Raw genomic sequence first — 16,649 nt, 5'->3', positions numbered from 1 at the left:
TCCATGATCGTCAAAGGAACAGCCTGGCATTCGCCCGGCGGCAAGCAGATTTGATCAACGCGATGAACCTTTCTTCCCTTCTTTATCCAGCGACTGTGCGCGCCCATGTCCAGATTGATTCGAAGAAGGCGCTTTTCCCCTATATCGGGGAACTGGCGAGCCGTTCACTCGGACTGGACGCCGGCGAAGTCAGCGAAGCGCTTCTCGAGCGCGAGCGGCTCGGGTCCACGGGTTTCGGACGCGGTATCGCTCTGCCCCACGCCAAAATGGCGGACCTGTCCGGGGTGCGTGGTTTATTCCTGCAATTGACGCGCCCGCTGGATTTTAATTCGGTCGACGGGCTTCCGGTCGACCTGCTGTTCGTCCTTTTGTCTCCTGTCGATGCCGGAGCCGATCATTTGAAGGCGCTGGCGGGCGTTTCGCGGATGTTGCGTAACGAAAATGTCGCAGAACGGCTGCGCGGCGCAAAGAATGACGAGGCGCTTTACGCCATGCTGTCCGACAGCGAAGCGCGTGACGCGGCCTAAACCGCTTTTCAGCCTGCCATGACGCGGCTCACAAGCCGCTTTCTTGTCGATCTTTTGCGGCGCCGGGCAGAGGCGGCCGGGGGCTTTGCCACAATTTTGACGATCGGAGACGAGCACGCAGGTTCGATTCTGGTTCAATGTTGTGAACGCGGTGTGATCGGCCCTCTTTTTGAACGCCGGTTCGCCATGAGCGGCCAATATCAGTGGGAAATCGTCGGTCCACCCCCCGAAGCGGGGGAAAAAGCCCACAGTGAATATCGGGCGCGGCGTAAAAATTCAGACCCCGATATATGGATTATTGAACTGGACATCGCGGATGCGCCACGGTTCGTCGCCGAATGGGGCGACCTTGCTTGACTCTATTGCACCGCACAATAGGTGGCCCACACGTTTTTAACGCGTAGGTCGTCCTGCGGGTTGCGTCGGCTTGCCGTCGTCCCCGGTACAACAGTTCGGACACGCAGTCGGATGATGACCGCAGATGCACCGGCCAATGGCCTTCCGCATCTGTTTTAGAGGACAGGGTTCATCAGCCGCCTATTTGACGGACAATATGAGTCGCATTTTAAACGCTGCCAGTGTGGCTGCCGTAAGCATGACTACGGCCACCATTTTATTCCTGGCTGAACCGGGTTTCGCCAGCGATATGGTGGCAGAGGCCCCTTCTCCCCTTCCCCCCCTGGCTGAAGTCCAGGCTCCGGAAACTGCCGAAACGGCAGGGTCTGACGAACAAACAACGGCGCAGGCCAAAGCGGCCGAGGCGCTGACGCAAAAGGCGGCGCAGAAAGAAATCGCTGCTGAAGAAGCCGAAGCCAAGAAAGCGGTAGAAGAGGCGATCGAGCAGGCGCCGATCACCGCCAAATCGCTCGCTGCGCTGGTGGCGACGACGCCGCGGCCCAAGACCATCGATTCCGAACTGCGCTGCCTTGCTGGCGCCGTCTATTTCGAATCGCGAGGCGAATCGCTTCCGGGACAGCTGGCGGTCGCGCATGTGGTGATCAATCGTGCCCAGTCCAGCCGCTTTCCCAACAGCCTGTGCGGTGTCGTTTATCAGCGCAGCCAGTTCAGTTTTGTGCGCGGCGGCAAAATGCCCCGCATTCGCGAGGGCAGCCAGCAATGGACGCGCGCCTTGGCTATCGCGCAGATTGCGCTGAACGGCAGTTGGAAAAATCACGCCCCGGGCGCGCTGTTTTTCCACGCCGACTATGTATCACCCGGTTGGCGCAAGCAGCGGATCGCACAGATCGACAATCATATTTTCTATCGTTGATGGAGCAAGGGGGCGGGCCAAATGCGCGTGCCCCCCTTTTCCTTGGCAATTGCAAAATTGCCAAGGGAGTGGATGTGGCGCATGATGCGTCCATGAAACATTCCGCTCTTTTGCTCCCGCTGACGTTTGCCTCCCTGTTTCTGGGGGGCTGTGTGACGCCGGTACCCCCGGTGGAAGTCACCCGATTCCACACCCCTTCGCTGGCCTCGTTCGCGACCGGCACGCGCTATGTCATTGATCCCAATCCTATGGGCGACCCGGCTGCCGCTCCGTTGGGTGAGCCGTCGCTGGAATGGAGCAGCTATCGCACGGCCGTCGAACAACAGCTTCGGCAACAAGGGTTTGCGCCGGTTCCCGAAGGGGCGAGCGCGCCCTTGAAGGTCAGAATCGGTTTCGACCGTGGTGAACGGCTTGCCGAACGGCGGCGTTCGCCCGTCTCGGTCGGGGTAGGCGGTTCGACGGGCAGCTATGGGTCCGGTGTCGGCCTTGGCATCGGGCTCAATCTGGGTGGCGGGCCGAAGCCGATGCAGGAGTTATTGCTGTCGGTTCGCATCGACGATGCGGCAAGCGGCCAATCTCTTTGGGAAGGACGCGCGCTGACTTCGGTGCCCAAAAAGGCCCCTGCTGCTCAGCCGTCGCTCGCCGCCGCAAAATTGGCCGAGGCTTTATTCAAGGACTTCCCTGGCGAATCCGGACGCACTATCACCGTTCCATGACCATCAGCATCAACGCCGCCTTTGACAGCGGCAATATCGTCGTGGAGTCGGTGGAAGGGGCAAAAGCCCGGCTGTCGATCCGCAAGGATCGCGAATCCGATTTTTTCCAATGGTTTCACTTCCGCGTCAGTTGCGCGGTCGGCGATTCTCTGGAGCTGACTATCGGGGGCCTTTCGGATTCGGCCTACCCCGATGGCTGGCCGGGCTATGCCGCCTGCGCCAGCTATGACCGCGAACATTGGTTCCGGCTGGACACCAGCTATGATGCAGGCTCGCTGACGATTCGTCACAATGCGGAGGCGCCGCTGCTGTGGGTCGCCTATTTCGCGCCCTATTCGATGGAGCGCCATCATGACCTCATCGCTTCGGCGGCGCAGTGCGACGGCGTAAGCTATCGCTGTCTCGGCACCAGCCTTGAAGGCCAGCCGATCGATTGCCTCGAAATGGGCAGCGGCGATGTACAGGTCTGGCTTTATGCGCGCCAGCATCCCGGCGAGAGCATGGCTGAATGGTGGATGGAAGGCGCACTGGAAAAGCTGACCGACCCGGCCGATCCCCATGCGCGGTCGCTGCTGCGCAAATGTCGCGTTCATATCGTCCCCAACATGAATCCCGACGGATCGCGGCGCGGGCATTTGCGGACCAACTATGCCGGCGTGAATCTTAACCGCGAATGGGATAATCCGAGCGCCGAGCGCAGCCCCGAAGTGCTGTGTGTCCGTAACGCCATGGACGAAAGCGGCGTCGACTGGGCAATGGACGTTCATGGCGATGAAGCCATCCCTGCGGTATTCATGGCGGGCTTTGAAGGTATTCCGTCGCTCAAGAACGCGCAGATGGAAAAATATAAGGCGTTTCAGGCAGCGCTCGCTGCCAATACGCCCGATTTTCAGACGCGGCTCGGCTATGAAGAATCGGCGCCGGGCAAGGCGAATCTGTCAATGTCCACGACGCAGCTTGCCGAACGTTTCGGCGCCGTGTCGATGACGCTTGAAATGCCGTTCAAGGATAATGACGATCTGCCCGATGCCGAACAGGGCTGGTCGCCTGAGCGCTCGAAGCTGCTGGCCCATGCCTGTCTTGCGACGCTGGACCAGATGCTGTGACAATGGGGGTAGCGGATCGTGCGGACTGGCGCATCATCGAGGATGATTTGTCCGGCCCTGCCATCCGCGCCCTGCTGCAAGGCCATTTCGATGCCATGCTGGCCAATTCGCCCGCGGGCAGCTGCCATTTTCTCGATTTCGACGGCCTTAACGCGCCCGATGTGACCTTCTGGTCGGTTCATATCGGGGCGGAACTGGCGGGGTGCGGTGCGCTCAAGATGCTCGATGCCGCCCATGGGGAAGTGAAATCGATGCGAACGGCGGAGCGCCATTTGCGCAAAGGTGTCGCGGCGCACATGCTCGACCATATCATGGCCGAGGCCCGGGCGCGCGGCCTGGCGCGCCTCAGCCTCGAAACCGGATCGGGCGCGGCCTTCGAGCCCGCTCATGCACTCTATCTGCGCCATGGCTTTGCCAATTGCGACCCTTTTGCCGATTATAAGCCTGACCCTTTCAGCCGCTTTATGACGCGGAGCCTTTGACGGCCTGACATCAAAAAGGGGCCCGGTTTCCCGGACCCCTCCTGCTTTCGCTAAAATTTGCGGCGATGGATCAGGCCGCTTCTTTCTTGTCCTCGACCAGCGCGGTGGTTTCGCGCCCGCCGCCAATCGCGATCTTGTGCGGCTTCATCGCTTCGGGCACTTCGCGCACCAGATCGATGGTGAGCAGGCCGTCAGCCAGATCCGCTTTGTCGACGCGGACAAAATCGGCGAGCTGGAAGCGGCGCTCAAAGGCGCGCGTTGCGATGCCGCTGTAAAGAAGATGGCGTTCTTCGCCTTCCTTGGGCTGCGTCTTGCGTCCGCTGACGATCAGCATATTCTGATGGGCGGTCAGGTCGATCTCGTCGGCCTTGAATCCGGCCACGGCAACGGTGATGCGGAAATGGTCGTCGCCCAGTTTTTCAATATCAAAGGGCGGATAATTTTCCGCGCCGCCGCTATTCTCCAGAAAATCGAACAGCCGGTCAAAGCCAACCGTAGCGCGGCGATAGGGGGTCCAGTCAAAATTGTTACGCATGGGTCATTCCTTCCTTTCACAAGCGAAGTCATCGGACGATGGCGTCATGCCATCGCCGCTGTCGGGCCCCGTTTCGGCGACCGGATGAAATAAATCTGGTGAGGAGCCCATGCATTTCAAGGGGGCGGTGGCTCTCGCGCGTCGGGCGCGCTATGGGGCGGCGAATCAGCCTTTTCGCGTCCCATCAGGAAGGAAAGTCCATGCCGCAGCTCATCCTCATCCGTCACGGCCAGTCGCAATGGAATCTGGAGAATCGTTTCACCGGCTGGTGGGATGTCGATGTCACCGAAAAGGGCGCGGCAGAGGCGGTCGCGGCGGGCGTCTTGATGAAGGAAAAGGGGATTGCCCCCGGCGCCTGCTTCACCTCGGTCCAGACCCGCGCGATCAAGACGCTTAATCTCGCACTGGAGGCGATGGGCCGTCTGTGGATGCCGGTGGTCAAGGACTGGCGGCTGAACGAGCGCCATTATGGCGGGCTGACGGGCCTCAACAAGGCCGAGACAGCGGAAAAGCATGGCGAGGAACAGGTGCATATCTGGCGCCGCAGCTTCGACATTCCGCCGCCGCCGATGGAAGCGGGCTCGCCCTATAATCTGGCGGCGGATCCGCGCTATGCCGGCATCGACATTCCTGCGACCGAAAGCCTGAAGGATACGATCGCGCGCGTTCTTCCTTATTATGAGAGCGCGATTGTGCCCGAACTGCGCGCCGGAAAAACGGTGCTGATCTCTGCTCATGGCAACAGCTTGCGCGCGTTGGTCAAGCATCTGTCGGGCATTTCGGACGAGGATATCACCAGCCTCGAAATCCCGACCGGCCAGCCGATCGTCTATGATCTGGCGGACGATCTCAGCGCGGGCGAACGCTATTATCTCAGCGAACGCTGAATGAGCGACAAAGCGGCGTTTTCCTTTTTTCTATGAGGGGCGATCAAATGGTGCCGCTGACCGTGATTTGGAAAAACCGGCCAAAGCCCCGCTGGCGGCTTTCGGAAAATGCGATGGGTCCGTCGCGCCGATCGACATAGACGGTGCGGTCGAACCCATCCTCCATCTTCGCGAGATTGTGATAGCTGAGCCGCAGTCTTAGCCCCGCAACATCCTTATGCTCGACATAAGCGGTAACAAAGGGGCCGACGCTATATTCGCGCTCAATCGCGTCGAGGCGAACGCGTGGGCTTAGACGATTGTCGCTGAAATTGGTGCCCCAGGCGATGTCGCTTCCCGCTATGTCATGGCGCAACTTGATCGCGACATCATATTCCTGTCCCATGCTTTGATCGCGCCAAATGTCAGTGAGCGGGTCGCGTACACGATTGCGGCGAACGGTGATGTCGCTGTCGATGCGCGCGCCGGCCCACCCGAGCGGATCGAGCAACAATGTCGCCTTTGAACTGATCCGGTAGAGATGGGCCGGGGACAAATTGCCGCGTCCCTCGCTGCTGTCGGACAGGGGAATCTGGTCCACCAGATTCTCGGCATAGGCATAAGCAAAGGCGAAGGAGGCATTGCCCCAGCGTCCCATGTCCTGCACGATTTCCAGCTCGGTACGATTGATAATCGGGGGCACCAGACGTCCGTTGCCGCGATTGCCCTTGTCATTTTCCAGATCGACCGAACTGGCGAAATCGAAGAAATCGAGCTGGTCGACGCGGCGCTGCAACAACCAGTTGACCGTGGTGGCCTCCGCCGCCTTCCACGCCAGTGCAATCTTCCCCTTGGGACGCAAGAACTGGCGGGTCAATCCGCCGGGGCCCGACGAACTGAGTTCGCTATATTCGGTGCCAAGATTGATTTGCGCGGTCAGATTGTCGGCCAGCGCGCGGCCCCACGACAGGCTGGCTTCGGCGCGTTTCTCTTCAACGCGCGTATGTTCCCCGCCAAAGTTCACGGGACGAAACACGCCGTCCGCGTCCAGTTCCGCCAGTTCGGCGTCAACCTCCAGGCTGTTATAGGCGCCTTCCAGCGCCACTTGCCAATCGCTGCCGCCTGCGGTGCGCCAGCCATATTCCCCCCGCAAAATCGCTTCGCTCTCATCGGCATCGCGCGAAAAGCGAAGGCCGCTACGCCCACCGACTTCGCGGTCAATGATGAACTGGTCGACCGTTGGGCTGTGCTCGAAACGATAAAGCCCGATCAGTTTCAACCGCCCTTTGCCCAGCGAAAATTCATAATCCCCGCCGACGTCATAATTATGCTCTTCTTCGGTAAAGCGAAATGCCTCTTTCACCGCACCGAAATCCGGCTGCACCGATTGGCCGTCGATCCGGTTCAACCGGTCCACCAACTGGCCGCCCAAGTTAAAATTCCATATGTTGCCGTTGCTCGCCGTGTCCGTCAGCGCGAGCGAAAGCCGCGGCCGGTCCGTATCATATTGGCCCTTTTCCTGACGAACAAAGACCAGGTCGCCCGCGCTATCATAGACATATTCGGGCCCCCAATGACCCTGCCGCCGGGCTTCATTGGTCAAGCTCAATGTTGTTTGGGCACCGCCGACCGCTCCGCTTGTCGAAATTTCTCCATCAAGCCAATTATTCTTCAGCCCCGGCCGCCATTCGGGCCGCCATTGAAAGCTGGTGGTAAAGCCCTGCCCCGCCCCTTCGACCAGCACGACATTGGCAACCTGCCCGGTCAGGCCGGGAACGCTCAGGCTCGCGCCATCGACGATGGCGATATAGGCGACCTGCTCCGCCGGAATGCGTTGCAGCGCGCTGCGCGCGTCGGTGGTCTTGTTGGCGATGCGTTCGCCGTTGATCAGCAGATTGTCGGTGGCCCCGCCCAGTCCGCGATTGCCGCCATTGCTGCCGCTGACAAGCTGAAATCCCGGAACTTTCTCGACCATGTCAAGCGCGGTGCGCGGGGCAAAGCGCGTGAAATTGGCGGGCGTATAGCGTGTCCCCTCGCCCGCCACAGCGTCGGCGGGTGCGGCCGCGGGCGCAGGCTCCTCCTGAGCGAAGGCGTTTCCGCCAAGCCCCAAAATGGCGGCCAGTCCGGCCCCGACCAGCGGCATCTCCCCAAAACGCGCCATTCCCTCTCCCCATCTGTTCCCAACCGCGTCGCACCACAGGTGCGGCGCCTGGGCCATGGCTTATCCACCAACGGGGAACCTGCTTCGACGAGAAAGATTCCGTAACGTCAGGGGGAAAGGATTAGTCGCGCAGCAATTCGTTGATGGCCGTCTTGGACCGGGTTTGCGCATCGACGCGCTTGACGATCACGGCGCAATAAAGCGACGGGCCGGGCGATCCATCAGCCAACGGCTTGCCGGGCATCGCTCCAGGGACAACGACGGCATAGGGCGGAACTTCGCCGATAAAAATTTCGCCAGTCGCGCGGTCGATAATCTTCGTCGACGCGCCCAGATAGACGCCCATCGACAAGACGGCGCCCTCGCGCACGATCACGCCTTCGGCGACTTCGGCGCGCGCGCCGATAAAGGCGCAATCCTCGATCACTACCGGTCCGGCCTGCAAGGGTTCGAGCACGCCGCCGATTCCCGCGCCGCCCGACAGATGGACATTGGCGCCGATCTGCGCACAGCTTCCGACCGTCGCCCAGGTGTCGACCATCGTGCCTTCACCAACCCGCGCGCCGATGTTGACAAAGCTCGGCATCAGCACCGCGCCCTTGCCGATATGCGCGCCATGACGAACGATGGCGCCGGGAACCGCGCGAAACCCTGCGTCGCGAAAACGGCCTTCATCCCATCCGGCAAATTTGGACGGCACCTTATCCCACCAGGTCGCGCCGCCGGGGCCGCCCTCGATGATCGCCATGTCGTTCAGGCGAAAGGACAGTAATACTGCCTTTTTTAGCCATTGATGGACCTGCCACGCGCCGTCGTCCCCGCGCTCGGCGACACGAAAGCTGCCATCGTCCAGCCCGGCGAGCGCCTGCTCGACCGCCTCGCGTTCGGCGCCCTTGCTCGTTACACCCAGCGTCTCGCGCGCATCCCAGGCGGCTTCGATGGTCGAGATAAGGTCGGTCGTCATGCAGTCCCCCAGGATAAAGGCAAGGTGTCGAGCCAGTCATTGATGTCGTTTACATGGAAATCGACATGCTCCGGCAGATGGTCGCGATGGCCGCTTTCGCTGCCATTGTCCAGCCAAACGGTGGTCATCCCAAGCGCTTTGGCCGGGGTAAGGTTGCGCGCCATATCCTCGACAAACAGGCTGGCGGCCGGATCGATGTCCAGATGCGCGATCATGGCGGCATAGGCCGCGGGATCGGGCTTGGGCAGATAGCGGGTGGCGCGAATGTCGCAAATGCCGTCGAACAGATCGGCGATCCCCCGCGCCTCCAGCACGCGCGCCGCATAATCGGCGTCGGCATTGGTGAAAATCAGCCGCCGTCCGGGCAGTCGCGTCAGCCCGGCGCGCAGCCGCTCGCACGGGCTCAGCCGGTCGAGCTCGATACCGTGGACATCGACCAGAAATGTCTCGGGATCGACGCCATGATGGCGCATCAGCCCCGCCATGGTCGTCCCATGATCATGGAAATATTGTTTCTGAACCCGCCGCGCCTCGACCGCATCGACATTCAAGAGACGCATGATAAAGGCGCCCATGCGCGCGTCGATCAGGTCGAACAACCTGGCCGACGGATGGTAAAGCGTATTGTCGAGATCGAAGATCCAGCAATTGATATGGTCGGTGCGGTCCATGTCGCTGCGCTTATCGTCTGACGCCCGGACGGGCAAGCCGTGCGACTTTACCTCCGCGCGCCTTTCGGCTTTAACGCGCCCCGATACCAAAACAGGGGTTGCCTAAATGAAATGTCTTTCCTTCCTTTCCGCTGCAGTGGCGACGGTCTCGCTTGCCGCACCTACTCTCGCACAAGAAAGCACACGCACGGTTATTCACGCGGGCCAGTTGATGGCGGAACCGGGCAAGGCGGTGCGCGGCGCATCGACCATCATCGTGGAAAATGGACGGATTGTGGCGGTAGTCGACGGTTTTCAGCCCGCCGCGCCGGGGGCGACGCTGATCGATCTCAAGGATAAATATGTGCTGCCCGGCCTGATCGACAGTCATGTTCATCTGACCAGCGATGCCGGCGGCATTGCGGGGCAGCTCGAACGCGTGACGCTCAGCCCGGCAGCGCAGGCGCTCAATGCGCAGGCCAATGGCATGAAGACGCTGCGCGCAGGCTTCACCACCGTGCGCAATCTGGGCGATGGCGACGGGGCGACGCTCGCGCTGCGCGACGCCGTGGCGGCGGGCAAGGTGCTGGGGCCGCGCATCGTCGATGCCGGTGTGTCGATTTCGGGCACGTCGGGTCATATGGACGGTGCGCTCGGCTTTCGCGACGAACTGCGCCCCTATTTCGAAGGGGCGGCGAATACCTGCAACGGCGCGGAGGAGTGCCGCCGCGTGGTGCGCCAGCAGATCGGGCGCGGCGCCGATGTGATAAAATTCGCCTCGACCGGCGGCGTCAACAGCCGCATCGGTGCGGGGCTTGGCAAGCAGATGTTCGACGATGAAGCGCGTGCCATCGTCGATACCGCGCATATGTTCGGCAAAAAAGTGGCGGTTCACGCGCATGGCGCCGACGGTATTCGCCTTGCGCTGGCGGCGGGCGCCGACTCGATCGAACATGGCACGATCCTCGATCCCGAAACGATCGACCAATGGGCGAAGTCGAAAACCTATTATGTGGCCACACTCTCGACGGTGAACGGCTATAAGGAACGGCTTGCCGCCAATCCCGATTCCTATGAACCCGATGTGCTGGCCAAGATCAAATGGCGCATCTCGATCACCGGAAAAAGCCTTGAAACGCTGGTCCCGCGCGGCGTGCGGGTGGCGTTCGGAACCGATGCCGGCGTGTCGAAACATGGCCGCAACGCCGACGAGTTTGAACTGATGGTCCAGCATGGCATGACCCCGGTCGAAGCGCTGAAGGCCGCGACGGTCAATGCCGCCGACCTTTTGGGTCTAGCCAATGAAATTGGCACGATCGCGCCGGGCAAGAGCGCTGATATCATTGCGGTCGCCGGTGACCCGCTTGCCGATGTACGCGTCCTTAAAAATGTTGATTTTGTGATGGCGCGCGGCAAGGTCGTCGATTGATCGACCCGCGCTTCGCCCTTCCCTCAATTCGTGGAGCCCGCGATGCTTCTCTCCTTTCTTGCCGCCTTTGCCGCTCAAGCCGCTGCGCCTGAACCCTTCGCCGATGCCGCCGCCCCGGCGCGGGTCGAGGCGCCGATGCAAACGCCCGCGCCCCAGGCAGGGACTGGCAGATGGACGCTGGTGATTCACGGCGGCGCGGGGACGATTCGCCGCGACCGGATGACGGCGGAACAGGATGCCGCGTTTCGCGCCGCAATCGATGCGGCGCTGACGGCGGGACAAGCCGTTTTGGCGCGGGGCGGCAGCGCGCTCGATGCTGTGCAGGCGGCGGTTGAACTGATGGAAGATGAGCCGCTGTTCAATGCCGGGCGCGGCGCGGTTTTCACCCATGACCGCACCAACGAACTGGATGCGGCGATCATGGACGGGCGCACGCGCGAGGCGGGGGCGGTTGCCCGGCTCACCGCCAGCCGGCATCCCATTGCCGCAGCGCGTGCGGTGCTGCGTGATGGACGTCATGTCATGCTGACGGGAGCCGAAGCGGATGGCTTTGCTGCGGAGCATGGCGTTGAGCAGATGGACCCGGCCTGGTTCGCCACCCCGCATCGCCGCCAGCAAATTGAGGATTTCTTGCGCCGCGAAGCGGGGGAAAAGCCCGTCGCTTCCTATGATATTGACCAGAAGTTCGGAACGGTCGGCGCGGTCGCGCTCGACAGGCGCGGCCATCTGGCCGCTGCCACTTCGACCGGCGGCTTGACGGGCAAAAGATGGGGCCGAATCGGCGATGTGCCCATCATCGGCGCCGGCACCTATGCCGATGACCGTGCCTGCGCTGTGTCGGCGACCGGGGCGGGCGAATATTTTATCCGTGTCGGTGTCGCGCATGAAATCTGCGCGCGTATGCGCTTGTCGGGCACCCCGCTTCAACAGGCGGCAGACGAGGTATTGGACGAGGTCAAGCAATTGGGCGGCAGCGGCGGGGTGATCGTCATTAGCCCCGATGGCGCCTCGGGCTTCAGCTTCAATACCGAGGGCATGTATCGCGGCCGGGTGTCGAGTGAGGGTCCACGCGAGGTGGGCATTTATAACGAAGAGTAAGCAAGGGCGCGCGCCGTGGGGACTCCTGTGTAAAAACGCGGTCGGCCATTGACCCGGCTCCCGTTCATCGCTACAGGCCCGCCCATTCGGAAATGGCGGCTTGTCGCGGTTTTCGAGTCACAACAGCGCTTGAACATTGCTGGCGCGGATGAAGCCTCCGGAAGATCATGCGATCGGCCGGGGTCTTTTGCTGTTATCAGGTCGGCTCTTTTTTCGCGAATTTCGCGGGAACAGAGGACGGAGCTTCATCCACCGCAGTAGAGTAACCGTTCGCTCTGATGGGCGGACAATTTAAGGTGAAGCATTCATGCCCACGATCAACCAGCTGGTCCGCAAGGGCCGGACGCCGCAAAAGGCGAAGTCCAAGGTCCCGGCCATGGAATCGAACCCGCAGAAGCGCGGCGTTTGCACCCGTGTCTACACAACGACCCCGAAAAAGCCGAACTCGGCGCTTCGTAAGGTTGCAAAGGTTCGCCTGACCAACCAGCGCGAAGTCATCTCCTACATCCCCGGCGAAGGCCATAACCTGCAAGAGCACTCGGTTGTGCTCATCCGCGGTGGCCGTGTGCGCGACCTTCCCGGCGTGCGTTACCACGTCCTGCGCGGCGTGCTCGATACCCAGGGGGTAAAGGACCGCAAGCAGAGCCGTTCGAAGTACGGCGCGAAGCGTCCGAAGTAAGGCCGCTTTTCCGGTTTGTTGATCGTCCCGAAGTCGCTTGGCGCCGGGATGCTGTTGTAAAAGGAATTACCCATGGCTCGTCGTCGTCGCCCAGAACGTCGCGAAATTCTGCCCGATCCCCGTTTCGGAGATGTGGTGCTGTCCAAGTTCATGAACAGTGTCATGCTCGACGGTAAGAAATCCGTCGCGGAAAGCATTGTCTATGGTGCGCTCGAATCGGTTGAAGCCCGTGCGAAGAAGGAGCCGCTCGGCGTGTTCCATGAAGCGCTGGCAAATATTCGCCCGAATATCGAGGTCCGCAGCCGCCGCGTGGGCGGTGCCACCTATCAGGTTCCCGTCGAAGTTCGTCCGGACCGTGCGCAAGCTCTCGCCATTCGCTGGCTGATCACGGCTGCGCGCAATCGCAGCGAAACCACCATGGCCGCGCGCCTGTCGGGCGAACTGCTGGACGCGTCGAACAATCGCGGCAATGCGGTGAAAAAGCGTGAAGACACGCACCGGATGGCGGAAGCCAACCGCGCTTTCTCGCACTATCGCTGGTAAGTGAGCGGGCGGCCCCTGGCCGCCTCGCAATCGTAACAATCCTTCCTATACCGGGGGCGACTCACAAGGTTTCCCCCAAAGCTCAAGGAAAACACCATGGCCCGCAGCCATCCGCTCGAACGCTATCGCAATTTCGGTATCATGGCGCATATCGACGCCGGCAAGACCACCACGACCGAGCGTATTCTTTATTACACCGGCAAGTCCTACAAGATCGGCGAAGTGCACGACGGTGCCGCGACGATGGACTGGATGGAGCAGGAGCAGGAGCGTGGCATTACGATCACCTCTGCGGCGACCACCTGCCTGTGGAAGGCCGATGAGGGCAAGGGCCCCGAACATCGTCTGAACATCATCGACACCCCCGGACACGTCGACTTCACCATTGAAGTTGAGCGCAGCTTGCGCGTTCTCGACGGTGCGGTTGCTGCGTTCGACGGCGTTGCGGGTGTGGAGCCTCAGTCGGAAACCGTGTGGCGCCAGGCGGAAAAATACAAAGTTCCGCGCATGTGCTATGTCAACAAGCTCGACCGCACCGGTGCGAATTTCTATTATTGTGTCCAGACGATCATCGACCGTCTTGGTGCGACCCCGGCAGTGCTTTATCTGCCCATCGGCGCCGAAAGCGATTTCGTCGGCCTGGTCGACCTGGTCAACGAACGCGCGATCATCTGGAAGGATGAAAGCCTGGGCGCGGAATTCACCTATGAGGAAATTCCCGCCGAGCTGGCTGACAAGGCCGCCGAATATCGTGAGAAGCTGATCGAACTTGCCGTCGAGCAGGATGATGAAGCGATGGAAGCCTATCTGGAAGGTACGCTTCCCGATGTTCCGACGCTCAAGGCTCTGATCCGCAAGGGCACGCTGAGCCAGGCATTTGTCCCGGTTCTCTGCGGCTCCTCGTTCAAGAACAAGGGCGTTCAGCCGCTGCTCGACGCGGTCGTCGATTATCTGCCCTCGCCGCTCGATATTGCGGATGTCCAGGGCGTCAACCCGACGACCGAACAGCCCGATTCGCGTCCGACCTCGGATTCGGCGCCGTTGTCGATGTTGGCGTTCAAGATCATGAACGACCCGTTCGTCGGCTCGCTGACCTTTGCGCGCATCTATTCCGGTACGCTCACCAAGGGCAGCTATCTGAACTCGGTGAAGGACAAGCGCGAGAAGATCGGCCGTATGCTCCTTATGCATGCCAACAGCCGCGAAGATATCGAAGAAGCGCATGCAGGCGATATCGTCGCGCTGGCGGGCCTCAAGGAAACCACCACGGGGGACACCATCTGCGCGCCCAATGCGCCGATCATCCTCGAGCGTATGGAATTTCCCGAGCCGGTGATCGAACTCTCGGTCGAACCTAAGACCAAGGCCGACCAGGAGAAAATGGGCATCGCGCTCAACCGTCTGGCGGCGGAAGATCCCAGCTTCCGTGTCTCGACCGACCATGAATCGGGCCAGACCATCATCAAGGGCATGGGCGAGCTTCACCTCGACATTCTCGTCGATCGCATGAAGCGCGAATTCAAGGTCGAAGCCAATGTCGGTGCGCCGCAGGTGGCATATCGCGAATCGCTCGCGAAGGCCGTTGAAGTCGACTACACCCACAAGAAACAGTCGGGTGGTTCGGGTCAGTTCGGCCGCGTCAAGGTCAGTGTTGCCCCCGGTGAGCGCGGCAGCGGCATCACCTTCATCGACGAGATCAAGGGCGGGAACATTCCGCGCGAATATATTCCCTCGGTCGAAAAAGGCATGCGCGAATCGGCGGAAAACGGTCATATGATCGGCTTCCCGATCATCGACTTTGAAATCCGTTTGACCGATGGCGCTTATCACGACGTCGACTCGTCGGCTTTGGCCTTTGAGATCGCGGGTCGTGCAGCAATGCGCGAAGTCGCGGCAAAGGCAGGCATCAAGCTGCTCGAGCCGGTGATGAAGGTCGAAGTCGTTACCCCGGAAGAATTTATGGGGGACGTGATCGGCGACCTTAACAGCCGTCGCGGACAGATTCAGGGCACCGACAGTCGCGGCATCGCTCAGGTCGTGGACGCGATGGTCCCGCTGGCAAATATGTTCGGCTATGTGAATCAGTTGCGCAGCTTCACCCAGGGGCGCGCGCAATATACGATGACCTTCTCCCATTACGAAGAAGTGCCGAGCAACGTCGCTGAAGAAGTAAAGGCCAAGATGGCCTGATGGGGTCGAAATGCCGCGCGGGCTTGCACCGTGCGGCAAGACCTACTAAGGGCGGCGCCTGATTCAGCGGGCGTCGGCCAGGACTGATCAACACAACCCAATGAACAAGAAGGTTCAATATCATGGCCAAGGCTAAATTTGAGCGGAACAAACCGCACTGCAATATCGGCACCATCGGTCACGTCGACCATGGCAAGACGTCGCTGACGGCAGCGATTTCGAAGGTTCTTTCGGAAGCTGGCGGCGGTTCGGCCGTTGATTTCGCCAACATTGACAAGGCGCCCGAAGAGCGTGAGCGCGGCATCACCATTTCGACCTCGCACATCGAATATGAAACCGACGCGCGCCACTATGCTCACGTCGACTGCCCCGGCCACGCCGACTATGTGAAGAACATGATCACCGGCGCTGCACAGATGGACGGCGCGATCCTCGTCGTTTCGGCTGCTGACGGCCCGATGCCGCAGACCAAGGAGCACATCCTGCTCGCCAAGCAGGTCGGCGTTCCCACCATGGTGGTCTTCCTCAACAAGGTTGACCAGGTCGACGATCCGGAACTGCTCGAGCTCGTTGAACTCGAAATCCGCGAAGAGCTGTCAAAGCGCGATTTCGACGGCGACAATATTCCGATCATCGCTGGCTCGGCGCTCGCTGCCCTCGAAGGCCGCGACGACAACATCGGCAAGGAAAAGATCCTTGAACTGATGAAGGCCGTCGACGAATGGATCCCGCAGCCGGAACGTCCGGTTGACCAGCCCTTCCTGATGCCGATCGAAGACGTTTTCTCGATCTCGGGTCGTGGTACGGTTGTCACCGGTCGTATTGAAACCGGCATCGTCAAGGTTGGCGAAGAAGTCGAAATCGTCGGCATCAAGGACACCAAGAAGACGACCGTCACCGGCGTTGAAATGTTCCGTAAGCTGCTCGATCAGGGCGAAGCTGGCGACAATGTCGGCGCGCTGATCCGTGGTATCGGCCGTGAAGAAGTTGAGCGTGGCCAGGTTCTGGCGAAGCCCGGTTCGATCACGCCGCACACCGACTTCACCTCGGAAGTCTATGTCCTTTCGAAGGACGAGGGCGGCCGTCACACGCCGTTCTTTGCGAACTATCGTCCGCAATTCTATTTCCGCACCACCGACGTCACCGGGACGATCGAACTGCCGGAAGGCACGGAAATGGTCATGCCGGGCGACAATGTGAAGCTTTCGGTCAAGCTCATCGCTCCGATCGCCATGGACCAGGGTCTGCGCTTCGCAATTCGCGAAGGTGGCCGCACGGTCGGCGCAGGGGTTGTGGCCTCGATCACAAAGTAATATAGGGCCTCGAGCCGCGCGAATCGGTGTGATTCGCGCGGCTCGTAGCTTGAAGAATTTTGATGGCCTCTCCGGCCTCCCTGCGGGGGTCGGAACGGGCCATTTCGGCTCTTTCGCATC

At 60.9% G+C, this 16,649-nt stretch carries 17 protein-coding genes; 13 read left to right on the top strand and 4 right to left on the bottom strand.

Annotated elements, in window-relative coordinates; genetic code table 11:
* Positions 1 to 62 precede the first annotated feature (62 nt).
* The 6 genes from JV18_RS0110020 (at position 63) to JV18_RS0109995 (ending at position 4,101) form a co-directional block, all read left to right on the top strand.
* Positions 63 to 527 (top strand): PTS sugar transporter subunit IIA, encoded by a 465-nt coding sequence (locus JV18_RS0110020; protein WP_033075228.1) that lies wholly within the window; start codon positions 63 to 65, stop codon positions 525 to 527.
* 18 nt (positions 528 to 545) lie between these two features.
* On the top strand, positions 546 to 884 hold the full coding sequence (locus JV18_RS0110015; protein ID WP_033074369.1) for a DUF1491 family protein: 339 nt from the start codon (positions 546 to 548) through the stop codon (positions 882 to 884).
* Between the two features lie 196 nt (positions 885 to 1,080).
* A complete protein-coding gene (locus JV18_RS0110010; protein ID WP_033074368.1) occupies positions 1,081 to 1,797 on the top strand; it encodes a cell wall hydrolase in 717 nt (238 codons plus the stop codon).
* A gap of 92 nt (positions 1,798 to 1,889) precedes the next feature.
* On the top strand, positions 1,890 to 2,513 hold the full coding sequence (locus tag JV18_RS0110005) for a DUF4136 domain-containing protein (protein ID WP_033075227.1): 624 nt from the start codon (positions 1,890 to 1,892) through the stop codon (positions 2,511 to 2,513).
* A complete protein-coding gene (locus JV18_RS0110000; protein WP_033074367.1) occupies positions 2,510 to 3,619 on the top strand; it encodes a M14 family metallopeptidase in 1,110 nt (369 codons plus the stop codon). Before JV18_RS0110005 ends, JV18_RS0110000 begins: the two co-directional genes overlap by 4 nt.
* Positions 3,620 to 3,621: 2 nt before the next feature.
* Positions 3,622 to 4,101 (top strand): GNAT family N-acetyltransferase, encoded by a 480-nt coding sequence (locus JV18_RS0109995; protein ID WP_052071882.1) that lies wholly within the window; start codon positions 3,622 to 3,624, stop codon positions 4,099 to 4,101.
* A gap of 70 nt (positions 4,102 to 4,171) precedes the next feature.
* Here JV18_RS0109995 and JV18_RS0109990 read toward each other — a convergent pair whose 3' ends face one another.
* Positions 4,172 to 4,636: an Hsp20 family protein gene (locus JV18_RS0109990; RefSeq protein ID WP_033074366.1), complete on the bottom strand. Its 465-nt coding sequence runs from the start codon at positions 4,634 to 4,636 to the stop codon at positions 4,172 to 4,174.
* Positions 4,637 to 4,836: 200 nt separating this feature from the next.
* Between JV18_RS0109990 and gpmA the strand changes: the two genes are divergently transcribed.
* Positions 4,837 to 5,523, top strand: coding sequence for a 2,3-diphosphoglycerate-dependent phosphoglycerate mutase (gpmA, locus tag JV18_RS0109985; protein ID WP_033074365.1), 687 nt, complete (start codon positions 4,837 to 4,839; stop codon positions 5,521 to 5,523).
* 43 nt (positions 5,524 to 5,566) lie between these two features.
* Here gpmA and JV18_RS0109980 read toward each other — a convergent pair whose 3' ends face one another.
* From JV18_RS0109980 to JV18_RS0109970, 3 genes are all read right to left on the bottom strand, one after another.
* Complete coding sequence (locus JV18_RS0109980; RefSeq protein ID WP_033074364.1) at positions 5,567 to 7,663, bottom strand: TonB-dependent receptor plug domain-containing protein; 2,097 nt, start codon at positions 7,661 to 7,663, stop codon at positions 5,567 to 5,569.
* Between the two features lie 121 nt (positions 7,664 to 7,784).
* Positions 7,785 to 8,627 (bottom strand): 2,3,4,5-tetrahydropyridine-2,6-dicarboxylate N-succinyltransferase, encoded by an 843-nt coding sequence (gene dapD / locus JV18_RS0109975; RefSeq protein WP_033074363.1) that lies wholly within the window; start codon positions 8,625 to 8,627, stop codon positions 7,785 to 7,787.
* Positions 8,624 to 9,298: a pyrimidine 5'-nucleotidase gene (locus JV18_RS0109970; protein WP_033074362.1), complete on the bottom strand. Its 675-nt coding sequence runs from the start codon at positions 9,296 to 9,298 to the stop codon at positions 8,624 to 8,626. Before JV18_RS0109970 ends, dapD begins: the two co-directional genes overlap by 4 nt.
* Before the next feature lie 106 nt (positions 9,299 to 9,404).
* Here JV18_RS0109970 and JV18_RS0109965 point away from each other — a divergent pair, with 106 nt between their 5' ends.
* The 6 genes from JV18_RS0109965 to tuf all read left to right on the top strand — a co-directional run bounded on the left by JV18_RS0109965 (position 9,405) and on the right by tuf (position 16,529).
* A complete protein-coding gene (locus tag JV18_RS0109965; protein WP_033074361.1) occupies positions 9,405 to 10,706 on the top strand; it encodes an amidohydrolase family protein in 1,302 nt (433 codons plus the stop codon).
* A 42-nt stretch (positions 10,707 to 10,748) separates the two neighbouring features.
* Positions 10,749 to 11,804: an isoaspartyl peptidase/L-asparaginase family protein gene (locus JV18_RS0109960; protein WP_081944841.1), complete on the top strand. Its 1,056-nt coding sequence runs from the start codon at positions 10,749 to 10,751 to the stop codon at positions 11,802 to 11,804.
* A 307-nt stretch (positions 11,805 to 12,111) separates the two neighbouring features.
* Entirely contained in the window at positions 12,112 to 12,483 is a 372-nt protein-coding gene (gene rpsL, locus JV18_RS0109955; RefSeq protein ID WP_033074360.1) for a 30S ribosomal protein S12, read from the top strand.
* A 72-nt stretch (positions 12,484 to 12,555) separates the two neighbouring features.
* Positions 12,556 to 13,026, top strand: a complete 471-nt coding sequence (rpsG, locus tag JV18_RS0109950) for a 30S ribosomal protein S7 (RefSeq protein ID WP_033074359.1) — start codon at positions 12,556 to 12,558, stop codon at positions 13,024 to 13,026.
* Between the two features lie 96 nt (positions 13,027 to 13,122).
* Positions 13,123 to 15,216 (top strand): elongation factor G, encoded by a 2,094-nt coding sequence (gene fusA, locus JV18_RS0109945; RefSeq protein ID WP_033074358.1) that lies wholly within the window; start codon positions 13,123 to 13,125, stop codon positions 15,214 to 15,216.
* A gap of 122 nt (positions 15,217 to 15,338) precedes the next feature.
* Positions 15,339 to 16,529 (top strand): elongation factor Tu, encoded by a 1,191-nt coding sequence (tuf, locus tag JV18_RS0109940; RefSeq protein WP_033074357.1) that lies wholly within the window; start codon positions 15,339 to 15,341, stop codon positions 16,527 to 16,529.
* Positions 16,530 to 16,649: the final 120 nt, after the last annotated feature.

The sequence above is a fragment of the Sphingopyxis sp. MWB1 genome (assembly GCF_000763945.1).
Lineage (GTDB): Bacteria > Pseudomonadota > Alphaproteobacteria > Sphingomonadales > Sphingomonadaceae > Sphingopyxis.
Note: the sequence above shows the minus strand (reverse complement) of the source record. Positions and strands in the feature narration are given on the sequence as shown.